The 11992-nt window shown below is 67.0% G+C and carries 8 protein-coding genes; 4 read left to right on the plus strand and 4 right to left on the minus strand.

Annotated elements, in window-relative coordinates; all coding sequences use genetic code 11:
• Nucleotides 1-20: 20 nt before the first annotated feature.
• Complete coding sequence (locus tag LZC94_34815; GenBank protein ID WXB13011.1) at nucleotides 21-2738, plus strand: phosphoenolpyruvate carboxylase; 2718 nt, start codon at nucleotides 21-23, stop codon at nucleotides 2736-2738.
• Here the strand turns inward: LZC94_34815 and LZC94_34820 are convergent, their stop codons facing one another.
• On the minus strand, nucleotides 2739-4109 hold the full coding sequence (locus LZC94_34820; protein WXB13012.1) for a hypothetical protein: 1371 nt from the start codon (nucleotides 4107-4109) through the stop codon (nucleotides 2739-2741).
• Nucleotides 4110-4217: 108 nt separating this feature from the next.
• Here LZC94_34820 and LZC94_34825 point away from each other — a divergent pair, with 108 nt between their 5' ends.
• On the plus strand, nucleotides 4218-5978 hold the full coding sequence (locus LZC94_34825; protein ID WXB13013.1) for a DUF1549 and DUF1553 domain-containing protein: 1761 nt from the start codon (nucleotides 4218-4220) through the stop codon (nucleotides 5976-5978).
• Nucleotides 5979-5988: 10 nt separating this feature from the next.
• Nucleotides 5989-7293, plus strand: coding sequence for a DUF1501 domain-containing protein (locus LZC94_34830; protein WXB13014.1), 1305 nt, complete (start codon nucleotides 5989-5991; stop codon nucleotides 7291-7293).
• 162 nt (nucleotides 7294-7455) lie between these two features.
• Here the strand turns inward: LZC94_34830 and LZC94_34835 are convergent, their stop codons facing one another.
• The 3 genes from LZC94_34835 to LZC94_34845 form a co-directional block, all read right to left on the minus strand.
• A complete protein-coding gene (locus LZC94_34835) occupies nucleotides 7456-8091 on the minus strand; it encodes a DUF1579 domain-containing protein (GenBank protein ID WXB13015.1) in 636 nt (211 codons plus the stop codon).
• A 117-nt stretch (nucleotides 8092-8208) separates the two neighbouring features.
• Nucleotides 8209-9114, minus strand: a complete 906-nt coding sequence (locus LZC94_34840) for an AraC family transcriptional regulator (GenBank protein ID WXB13016.1) — start codon at nucleotides 9112-9114, stop codon at nucleotides 8209-8211.
• A 33-nt stretch (nucleotides 9115-9147) separates the two neighbouring features.
• Nucleotides 9148-10587 carry an APC family permease gene (locus LZC94_34845; GenBank protein ID WXB13017.1) on the minus strand — a complete coding sequence of 480 codons (1440 nt, stop codon included), beginning with the start codon at nucleotides 10585-10587 and terminating at the stop codon, nucleotides 9148-9150.
• 187 nt (nucleotides 10588-10774) lie between these two features.
• Between LZC94_34845 and LZC94_34850 the strand changes: the two genes are divergently transcribed.
• On the plus strand, nucleotides 10775-11965 hold the full coding sequence (locus LZC94_34850; GenBank protein WXB13018.1) for an ROK family protein: 1191 nt from the start codon (nucleotides 10775-10777) through the stop codon (nucleotides 11963-11965).
• The last annotated feature ends 27 nt before the right edge of the window (nucleotides 11966-11992 follow it).

Below are 11992 nucleotides of genomic sequence, written 5' to 3' on the forward strand. Positions count from 1 at the left end.
CGGCTAAGCCAGGATCAAAAATGCGAGAGGCCACGGTGACCAACATTCTGGAGTTCGCTCTCGACAAGATCGATGCCGATCTCGTCTATCTCATGGCGCTTCTGCGCGAAATGCTCGAACAAACTGGGGAAAAGGAGCGCGCACGGCGCCTCCCGTTCGTCGGGGATGAGCCTGTTTGCATCAAGGATGCACGCGACGTTGCTGCGCTGACCCTCGCGTTTCAGCTCCTCAATTTGATCGAGGAGAACGCATCGGCTCAGGCGCGACGCCAGCGCGAAGAGCAGCAGGGGCTTTTGCGCGAGCCCGGGCTCTGGGGCCAAAACCTGCGGCAGCTCATCGAGCTCGGTCTCTCGCCCGAGGCCATCGCCGAAGGAATCGGCCAGGTGTCCGTCGAGCCGGTGCTCACCGCACATCCGACCGAGGCCAAGCCGGCCGACGTGCTCGGACAACAGCGGCAGCTGTATCTGCTCTTGGTGCGCCGCGAGAATCAAATGTGGACGCCGAGCGAGCAGGAAGACATCGGCGACGAGATCAAGGCGACCCTCGAGCGCCTCTGGCGCACGTCGAAGTTCATGCAAAAGCGTCCCGACATCGCCGACGAACGTCAGAATGCGCTGCACTACCTGCGCAACGTGTTCCCGGAGGTGCTCCCCTGGCTCGATGCGCGGCTGCGGCACGCGTGGGTCGAGGCCGGGCTCGATCCCAAGCTCCTCGGCGAGCGGACCCCCGAGCTGCGCTTCGGCAATTGGATCGGCGGCGACCGCGATGGCCACCCGCTGGTCACCGGCGACGTGACCCGCGAGACCTTGAAGGAGTTTCGCAGAGCCGCGCTCGACGTGCACCGCGACAAATTGGAGAAGCTCGCGCGCCAGCTCCCGCTGAGCGACGTGATCCAGCCCGCGCCTCCCGTTTTGCGCGCGGCGCTGGAGCGGATGTACGAGCGCCTCGGCGACGAAGCGCGCGCGCTCACCAAGCGCTTCCCGGGCGAGCCTTGGCGGCAGTTCGTCCACGCCATGATCGCGTGGCTCGAACGCTATCCGAACCCGCGCGAGCTCATCGCGGATCTGAGGGCGCTCGCGCAGTCGCTCGAGGAGGTCGGCGCCGGGCGCCTGGCGCGAACCTCGGTGACACCGGTGGTTCGCGAGGTCAAGACGTTCGGCTTCCACCTGGCCGCCCTCGACGTCCGGCAAAATAGCCGCTACCACGATCGCGCGCTGGCGCAGCTGCTCACCGCCGCCGGCATCGACGGCGAGGACTTCCCCGACTGGGACGAGGCGCGCCGCCGCGAGCTCCTCGACACGGAGCTTCGAAGCGCGCGCCCGCTCGCGCCCGTGGGGGCATCGGTCGGCGAGGAGGCGGACAAGACGCTCGCCGCCCTCCGCGCGCTCGCCGAGGTGCGCGATCAGCACGGCATGGATGGCTTGGGGTCGCTCATCGTGAGCATGACCCGCAACGTGTCGGACCTGCTCGTCGTCTACCTGCTCGCGCGCGAGGTGGGCCTGGCGCGCATGACCCCCAAGGGGCTCGTCTGCGACATGCGCGTGGTGCCGCTCTTCGAGACCCTGGAGGACCTGGAGGCGGCGCCGCGCATCCTCGAGGGCTTCGTCGATCACCCGGTCACCCAAGCGAGCCTGGCGGCCATGGCCGAGCGCGCGGGCGGGGAGGCGCCGCACATCGAGGTGATGCTCGGCTACAGCGACAGCTGCAAAGACGGCGGCATCCTCGCGAGCCAGTGGGCGGTGCGCTGCGCCCAGGAGAAGCTCCACGCCTTTCTCTCGGCGCGGGACGAGTCGGTGCGCTTTTTCCATGGCCGCGGGGGCACGGTCAGCCGCGGCGCGGGCCCGACGCATCGCTTTCTCGAGGCGCTCCCCCATGGCTCGCTCACCGGGCAGGTGCGGGTGACCGAGCAAGGCGAGACCATCACGCAAAAGTTCGCGAACCGCATCACGGCGACCTACAACCTCGAGCTCCTGCTGGCCGGCGTGGCCGCCACCACCCTCCGCCATCGCTTCGCGCCGCCCTCGCGCGACGAAGAGCTGGTGCAGTTGCTCGACCGCCTCGCCGCATCGAGCCGCGACGCCTACCGCGCCTTGCTGGCGGAGGAGGGCTTCTTCGGCTACTTCGGCGAGGCCACCCCCATCGATGCGCTCGAGGTCGCGCACATCGGCTCGCGCCCGCCTCGCCGGACGGGCCGCCGCTCGCTCGAGGATCTTCGCGCCATCCCCTGGGTCTTCAGCTGGAACCAGTCGCGCCACTACCTGCCCGGCTGGTATGGCCTCGGCACCGCGCTCGAAGCGCTCGCCCAGAGCGATCCCGCGGCCTTCTCCAAGGTCGCCGCCGCCGCGGCCACCGATCCCTTCCTCCGTTACGTGATGAAGAACGTGGAGGGCGCCGTGGCCTCCACCGCCCTCGATATCGTCGCGCAGTATGCCGCGCTGGTCACCGATCCCCAGGCACGCGACCGCATCTTCGGCCTCGTCGCCGACGAGCACCGCCGCACCGTCACCATCATCGACACCCTCTTCGGCGAGCCGCTCGAGCGCCGCCGCCCGCGCATGTGGCGCACCCTCCAACTGCGCGACGAGGGCCTGCGCGCCATCCACACCTTCCAGATCGACGTGCTCCGCGAGTGGCGCGCGCGCAAAGCCGCCGGCGACACCACCGGCGCCGAAGCCGTGCTGCCCAGCGTGCTGCTCTCGCTCAACGCCGTCGCCAGCGGCCTGCGAACGACGGGCTGACTATTTCACCCGAACGCCATTGCCCCCCGCCCCATTGGTCGATGCGGCCTGCGGCGGTGGGGCGAGCCAGGGGGTTGCCAGACGGTCGCGGCGGCCGCGGAGCCAGTAGGTCTTCATGAGGCCCTTGCCCTTCACGTCGATCTCGCCGCGCTCTTCGAGATCGTAGTGGTCCTTGATGCGCTCGTAGGTGGCCTCCGTGACTTGGATGCGGCCCTCGATGCCATGGGATTCCATGCGGCTCGCCGTGTTGACGGTGTCGCCCCACACGTCGTAGATGAATTTCTTTTTGCCGATGACGCCGGCCACCACGGGTCCCGTGTGCACCCCGATGCGCACGCGCACGGGCTCGCCGAGCTCGCGGCTGAACTCTTCCATGTAGCGGCACATCTCGAGCGCCATTTCGGAGACGGCGTGCGCGTGATCGTCTTTGGAGGTCGGGAGACCGCCCGCGACCATGTAGGCGTCGCCGATGGTCTTGATTTTCTCCAGCCCGAGACGATCGGCCATGTCATCGAAGGTGCTGAAGATGGCGTTGAGCCTGCGCACCACCTCGGAGGGCGCGAGGCGCTCGGCCATCTTGGTGAAGCCCACGATGTCCGAGAAGAGCACCGTCACTTGGGCGAAGCCATCGGCGATGGTGCGGCCTTGTTCGCGCTTCAAACGCTCGGCGATTTTGGCGGGGAGGATATTGAGCAAGAGAGCGTCGCTCTTGCCTTTTTCATGATCGAGCTGGTCCATCTGCTCGTAGATGGTGCGCCGCTGCAAGAAGCCCTCGCGGGCCTGGAGCTCGAGCTGGTGCGCCACCAAGGTGCCGATGCCGCCCAGGACCACGATGGTCAAAATCATCGACACGCGCACCCGATCCTCGGCGTGCACGAGCACCACGTCGAAGAGCACGTACACGAAGACGGTGAGCAACGTATAGAGCGCCTGCGTGAACACGTTCATTTTGGCCACCAGGGGCCCGAGGGTCACGAACAGGATCGCGAAGGAGTTGTAGATGAAGTACCCGTGCGTGGGCGCGACCGCCGCGATGGCGATGACCACCACGTTGCACCCCATGCCGAACACCAGCATCGCCGGTTGATGCCACGGCTCGTATTTGCGCGAGTGCATCAGCGCGGTGACCAGCACCGCCACCGGACCGAAGACCCCGTACCGCAACGCCCATGCGAAGCTTCGAATCGAGGGGATCACGAGCAGGTCGTGGATCCCGTACGCGAGGAACGCCACGGCGCTCAGCCCGATGCTGAAGCGGGTGAAGCTCTTGACGCTCCGCTCGAAGTAGTCCGCGCGAAACTGCCGCTCGAGCCTGGGATCGAGGAAGGTCGCCAATACGCGGTGGGTGCGCACGTCCATGTCGGGGGCCACCGAAGCTTACCGCGATGTCATGCGCTTTCAGCCGTCCGGCCCCGAAAAGATAACTTTACAGAGCACATTGGAAGCAACGTGCCACTTGCTACGTCCAAGGGAAGACCCATGAAGTTCGTACGCGGCCCGCTCGCGATGGTTTCGGTGGTGGTGATGGCCGGTGGTTGCGCTTCGGGCGGCCCCGCCCCCGTGCCGGTGCGCGCGCCGCCGGCGGTGGCCAACCGAACGGGTGCATCGCCCGCACGTGTATCGATGCGATCGGCGGAGATCGACGCGCGGCTGCGCGCGGAGTGGCAGTCGAAGAAGATCGAGACCACCGCGCGGGTGGACGACGCGGGGTTCCTCCGGCGTGTGCACCTCGATTTGACGGGTCGCGTGCCCTCGGCCCAAGCCGTGGAGGCGTTCCTGGCGGATCGATCGGCGGACAAGCGCGCAAAGGTGATCGACGCGCTGCTCGCCAGCCCGGCGTACGCGGATCACTTCACCAACTACTGGGACCGCGCGCTGCTCGGACGCGACGTGCGGAACAACGTCGACCGGGCCGAGTTTCGGCGGTGGCTCCACGAGCGGTTCGACGCGAACGTCGGCTACGACGTGTGGGTTCGCGATTTGGTCTCCGCCACCGGGCTCACCACGGGGCCGAAGTCGGACGACGGGTCCCCCTTGCCCGCCGCGACGAGCGACGTACGGGTGAACGGCGCCACCAACTGGTACGTGCGCTACATGGACAACCCGGCCGATCTCGCGGGCACCGCGTCGCGCCTCTTTCTGGGGGTGCAGATCCAGTGCGCGCAGTGCCACGATCACAAGACGGAAAAGTGGAGGATGTCCGACTTTCAGGCCTTCACCGCCTCGTTCATGCAGACGCGGGCGCAGCTCTTTTATCCGCAGGACAAAGACAAAAAGGGAACGCGGCCCTTCGACGTGGAGGACGTCGAGAAGCCGCGCCGCAAGGCCAAGGGGATGGATCTCACCGACTACAAGAACGCCGTCCCCCGGGCGCTCGATGGAACGGAGCTCGCGGCCAGCGGGAGGCCGCGCGCGGCGCTGGCCGCGTGGATCACGGCCAAACGAAATCCATGGTTCGCGCGCGCGGTGGTCAACCGCATGTGGGCCAAGCTGCTGGGGCGCGGGTTCTTCGAGCCCATCGACGACATCCGCGAGTCGAACCCGCCCGCGGTGCCCGGCCTGCTCGATGCGCTGGCCCAGGACTTCGTGGCCAGCGGCTACGACTTGAAGCACCTGCTCCGGCTGGTGGCCAACACGGAGGCGTACCAGCTCGCCGCGCGTCCAAAGGCGCAGCTGCCCACCTGGGGAGCACCGGTGGAGCGTGGAAGCGCGCCGGCAGGCGACGAGAGAGGCGCGGCCGAGGGCGCAGCGCAGGTGCGGCGCGACGAGGACGCGCTCTGGTCGTACTTTCACATGGACCGCCTGGGGCCCGACGAGCTGCTCGACTCTTTGGCCCAAGCCACCGGCGACAAGAGCTTGCTCGAAAAGGGCGCAGGCGGCGACCAGATCCGCGCGGGGCTGCGCAAGCAGTTCGCCTTTTTGTTCGACGTGGACGAGGAGGCGGATCACCACGACGAGTTCGACGGGACCATCGCCCAGGCGCTGTGGATGATCAACGGCAACGTCCTCAATCGAAGCGTGCAGGTCGCCCCCGGCAGCGCGCTCGCGGAGGTGATCGGCAAGCCGGGGAGGGACGAGGCCAAAATACGTGCACTCTACATGCGAACGCTCTCGCGCCCTCCCACCGCGGAGGAGACGGAGCACTGGGTGAAGTTCGTGAACGCAAACCCCATGCGGCAAGCGTACGAAGATCTTTTGTGGGCGCTCCTCAACTCGAGCGAGTTTCTCTTCAATCATTGAGGTCGAAGCGATGCAGCGGTTCTCTCGTCGACAAGGGCTCGTCTACGGCGCGGGCGGATTGGCCGCGCTCCTCGCGAGCCGCTGGTTTTTGCCCGCGGTGGCGCACGCCGAGGCGGCGGCGTCGCTGCACCCCGGCGCGGCCGGCGCCGGCGGCAAGGCTGCGAAGGCCCAGGCTTCCAAGACGAAGGCCAAGGCGTGCATCGTCCTGTGGCTCAATGGCGGCCCCAGTCACATCGATACGTTCGACCCCAAGTCGGGCGTGGCGACGGCGCGGTTCAAGGCGGTGAAGACGCGGTCGAAGAACCTCTTCGTCTCGGAGCATCTGCCGCTCTTGGCCGACCACGGCGACAAGCTGGCCGTGGTGCGCAGCATGACCAGCAAAGAGGGCAACCACGATCGCGCGCGCTACCTGCTGCACACGGGGTACGTGCCCAACCCAACGGTGCACCATCCTTCGCTCGGCGGGTGGGTCAGCCACGAGGTGGGCGAGGCCTCGCCCGAGCTGCCCAACTTCGTCAGCATCGGGGGGCCCAGCCTCGGGCCCGGTTTTCTGGGCCTGCAACACGGGCCGTTCATCGTGGACGATCCGGCCAAGAAGCCCGCCAATGTGGCGCTGCCGCGCGACGTGGACGAGGCGCGCTTTCGCCGGCGCGAGGAGGCGCTGCGTTCGCTGGAGACCCGGTTCGAGCCTTCGGATCCGCAGATCACGGGCCGGCATGCCATTTACGAACAGTCGACCCGGATGATGCGCTCGCCGAAGCTCGCGGCGTTCGAGGTCGAGCAAGAGCCCGAGGCGGTGCGGAGGGCGTACGGGGACACCAAGTTCGGGCGCGGCTGCCTGGCCGCGCGCCGCTTGGTGGAGTCGGGGGTCAAGCTGGTCGAGGTGGTGCTCGATGGCTGGGACACCCACCAGGACAACTTCGAGCGTACGAAGAAGCTGATGTCCGTGCTCGACCCTGCGTTCTCCGCGCTGCTCGGGGATTTGCACGCGCGCAAGCTGCTCGATTCGACCTTGGTGGTGTGCCTGGGGGAGTTCGGGCGAACGCCGAAGATCAACGCCAAGGAGGGGCGCGATCACTACCCGGGTGCGTGGAGCTGCGCACTGGCGGGGGGTGGGATCCGCGGAGGGATCGCTTACGGGAAGACCGACCCCGAAGGGGCGAAGGTGGTCGAAAATCCGGTGACCGTGCCCAACTTGTTCGCGACCTTGACGACCCAGCTCGGCATCGATCCGAACAAGGTCGTCACCTCGCCCATCGGCCGGCCCATCGGGGTCACCGACGAAGGGGAGCCCGTGCGCGCGCTGATCGCGTGAAGCGTCGCGACGGGTACGACGGCGCCGGGCGGATCGACGCGGGCGCGCGCAGGTCTCGCACAGAGGTCGGCGCCGGGGCGGTCAACGCGGGCGCGCGCAGGTCGGCGCCGGGACGGATCGACGACGGCGCGCAGGTCTCGCAAGGAGGTCGGCTCCGGACGGTCAACGACGGCGCGCGTAGCGCATGGTGATTTCACTGGTCCAGGTGCGGCCGCCGTCTTTGGTGCCCTCCCAGCGCCAGTTCATGGAGTCCTTCGCGATGTCGAAGAAGACCATGCGCTTTTGCGTGGTGACGCCGTCTCGGGTGCGCGGGGGGCTGTAGAGGATCATTTTTCCGTCCTCCATGCCGCCGTAGTGCAAAAGGTAGCTGCCTTGGTTGTCGGTCCACGTCTGGCGCCAGGTGTTCTCGCGGGGAACCCACTGCGAGATGCTGATGCCGTTCCACGGGCCATCGGGGCCGTCCGACGATGTGAAGACCTCTTCGATGACGCAGCCGTCGAACCGCTTCCGAATGCGGTTGATGCCGTGCGAGGTGACCCACTCCTTGGTGAGATCGTCGCCCGGGTGGCTTCGCATCACCACGTCCCACTCGCCGATCCAAAAGTCGAACTGATGCCGCTCCGGGGTGGAGCAAAACTTCGTAGGCTCGGCGACTTCGGCGGCGGTGGTCGCGACCGGAGCCGCCGCCGCAGCAGCCATGGGCGGTGCCGCCGGAGGCGCAGACGACTGCGCATGGCAGCCCGCGAGCACGGATAGGAAAATGGCGCAGGGCGCGCCGTGGGCAAGGCGAAAATGCATGGGGGCAACGTGCACCGCGCGGCCGCCCCCGCGCTTCCGAAATCTTGCGCTCACGCACCGCGCGCCTATTTCCGCCGCGCTCCGCGCGCTCCCGTAGCGCACCGCGCGCTCCCGCGCCTATTTCCGCATGGCGCTCGGCGCCCGCCCAAAAACCCCGCGGAACGCACCCGTGAAATGACTATGGCTCGAAAAGCCCAAGCCAAGCGCAATGTCCGTCAGATCGCGGTGCGGATCGCGCACCTCCTCGAGCGCCACGTGCAGCCGAAGCTTCTGCCGCTTCGCATGAATGCTCGCCCCCGTGCGCGCGCGAAACACGCGGGCCAAATGAAACGGACTGTAGCCGACGGATTTGGCGATGTCCGTCAGCGAAATCGACTCCCGGTAACGCAAGGCGAGCGTTCGCTCCACATGATCGACCATGGCCGCATGCATCTTCGCGACCGACGCCGCGCACCCACGGGCCGGACGCACCCCCCTGCGCGCATAGGCATGACCGACGGTGCGCGCGAGCAACGTATAGAGCGACTCCTCCACGAAGAGCCCATCGACCGCTTCGCCCTCCGCCAGCCCCAACACATGATCGGCGATGCGCCGCTGAAGCAAAAACGAAGCGCTGTCCACCGGCGCGTGCGCCCAACGAAAGGGCTGCCCGGGGCGATCAGCCGCCGCCGGATCGTAAGGGCGCACGGCGGCCGACACGGTGGGGGCGTCGAAGGAGAACCACTCGCACCGGTCGCCTTCGTCGAAGAGCGGCTCGCGACGGAACTCTTGGCCCTTGTTGAAGAATTTGACGATGGTCGGGTCGACCACGACCATCGACTCGCCCGCGTGCGCCACCAACACCGGCACCCGCGGAAACGTGATGAGCCACCCCGTGGTCGGCCCGCTATCGACGAACTGCGGGTGCCAGCGCGAGCACCGAAACTGCCCCACCCGCAATGGCCCGCGCTGAAAGACGACCTCCTCGGGCCCCACCCGGTCGGCTTCGAGCGCGCGCTTTTTGCTGCTGTTAGCAGCGGTCATGGTGGCTCGAAGCTTCCCGGGCACCTTAGGAGCTTACACCAGAAATTCCTCTTTGATCTCCTTGGGCCCAAACGGCCAGATGCTCTCGATCTTCGCCCAGATGACGAAGGCGATGCCGCCGAGCGCAATCCAGCCGACGCTAAAGAGAACCGGCTGCAGCCCCGAGCTCACATAGAGGAAAATCCAGCCGATGAGCGCGACGAGGGAGGGCAGCGGATAGAGCCATTGCCGGTACGGCCGCACCAAGTTCGGCTGGCGTTTGCGCAGCACCGTCAGCGCCACCACCTGCCCGATCGATTGCACCAGCACGAACACCGCGGTGAGCACGGCGATGACGCTGGTCAGGTCGAACAGCGAGCCAATGCCGGTGATGACCCCCATCACCAGCAGCGAGATATGCGGGAAGTGATGCTTCGGGTGCAGCTTGCCGAACCACGAGAGGAACACCTTGTCGCGCGCGGCCTCGAAGGGGACGCGCGAGCCGCCCAAGAGACCGGCGAAGATCGATGCAAAGGCGGTGACGATGATGAGCCCCGTGAGCACGTTGGCCACGTCCTTGCCCCAGGTCGTCTCGACCACCAAGGACGCGATGGACGTGGACTTGGCGACCTCCTGCCACGGAACCACGCCGAGCACGCCGATCTGCAGCATCAAGTAGAGGAGCATGATGCCCACGATCGATCCCACGATGGATCGCGGCAGGGTGCGACCGGGATCCTTCACCTCGGCGCCCAGATAGGCCGACGTGTTGTAGCCCAGGTAGTCGTAGATGGCGATGATCAGGCCCGCGCCCAAGCCCGTCCAGAAGGTGCTTCCGAAGGCGAAGGCGCCCTTGGGGTAGTCGAACGCGTACTCGGGGTGGAAATGCGTGTAGGCCGCAGCAATCACGCCGAAGACGGAGAGCAGCATCACGTAGAAGAAGAACGTGGTCAGCTTGCTCACCTCGCCGATGCGCCGATAGAGGAGCGCGATCACCAGGACCACCACCCCCAGGCCCACGACGTGCCCGGTGGTGTTCGCGTGCCCCTCGGAGTCCACCACCGCGGGGACCAAGTAGCCGAGGTACTGGACCAGGCCGATGACCCCCGTGCTCATGATGAGGGGGATGAAGAGGAGCGCCGTCCAGATGAACAGGAACGGCATGAGGCGCCCGGTGCGGTACTGGAAGGCCTCGCGCAGGTAAATGTAGGTGCCGCCGGCCTTGGGCATGGCCGCCCCGAGCTCGGCCCAGACCAAGCCGTCGGCGAGCACGATGATGGCACCGATGATCCATCCAAAGACGGCTTGGGGTCCCCCGAGGGCGGCCACCATGGTTGGAATCGTAATGAATGGCCCGATTCCGCACATCGTGGTCATATTGATGGCGGTCGCCTGGAGGGGGCCGATGCGGCGCTCCAAGCCTGCGGATTGCGCCACCGATACGCTTTCGCGCTCCAATTCGAGCGCGGATTTCGTCTGCGTCTCGCCCATCATGGCTACCTTCCCATCCCCGCGCGGCGCGCGCGGTCCCATTGAGCCTGTTCTAGCAGGTGAACAATTAGTTAAGAAACTTTCCTAACATATCCCGCTGGTCAGAGGAACCCTGAAGGTCGTACACTCGCTCGTTCACGTGGACAAAGAGAGCAGCGTCAAAGTTCCCCAAGTGGGTACTCCCGCGAGCATGCGGGAATTGAATCAACGCATCGTGTTGACCCGACTGCGATCCGACGGAGCAGCCACCCGGCCGCAGCTCGCCAAGGATACCGGTCTCTCGAAGCCAACAGTGGGTCAGGCACTCCTCGAGCTCGAACAGAGTCGTTTGGTGCGCGCCGTCGGGCGCACGTCCAATGGCTTGGGACGCTCGGCCATCCTTTATGAATCCAACCCGGCGGCGGGGCACGTGTTGGGCCTCGACATCGGGCGCGCGCGCATCCGCGTGGCCGTCGCCGATCTGGCAGGGACGGTGGTGGCGCGGGTCGACGAGCCGAATCGTTGCACGACCGCGCGCGCCCTGATGAAGACCGTGTACCAGCTGGCGAAGAAGACGGTGAACGAGGCGTCGCTCGACCTCGACGACATCGTCGCCAAGGTGGTGGGCAGCCCGGGCGTGCCCGATCGCCACGGTCGCATCCTCCATTACGCTCCCAATTTACCCGATTGGGGTCGCAAAGGCTTGCTCGATGAGCTGGAGGCAACCTTGGGCACCGGCCTGGTGGTGGAGAACGATGCCAACCTCTCCGCCGTGGGCGAGCACGCGCGCGGGGCCGCGAAGAACGCGAGCTCCTTCGTCTGCGTGCTGGTGGGGACCGGCATCGGCATGGGCATCGTCATCAACGGGCGCTTGTACCGTGGCGCTCACGGTGCGGCGGGCGAGGTCGGGTATCTGCCATACGGCTGGCCCCTCTACGACGTCAAGGCACGCGAGCGGCCGAGCCGCGACAAAAAGGCGCTCCCCTCGCCGCGCGGTCTGATGGAGGCCGTCGCCGCCGCGGACTCCGTGGTGAAAATGGCGGAGGGCGACGGGGTGCGCGGCGCGGAAACGGCGGAAGACGTCTTTCGCCTCGCGCGTCAAGGCGACGCGGGCGCGCGCCGCACAGTTGCCGAAGAAGCGGCTCGGCTGGCGTTCCTCGTGGCGTCGGTGTCGGCGGTGCTCGATCCGGAGCTGGTGGTGCTCAGCGGCGGCATTGGAAAGAGCGCGGATTTGCTGGCGGCGCCGATGGAGCAGGCGCTCCGGACCATCACACCGCTGGTCCCCAAGGTCGTCCCCGGGGAGCTCGGAGAAGATGCGGTGCTCACCGGGGCGATCTCCATCGCGCTGACCTCGGCGGTGGACATCGTCTTCGATCGGCGCAACGACGCGACGGCGGAGTAAGGTCCGCGCGGGCCCAGGGTCGCCGCG

It is taken from the genome of Sorangiineae bacterium MSr11954 (assembly GCA_037157815.1).
GTDB classification, from domain to species: Bacteria; Myxococcota_A; Polyangia; order Polyangiales; family Polyangiaceae; genus Pendulispora; species Pendulispora albinea.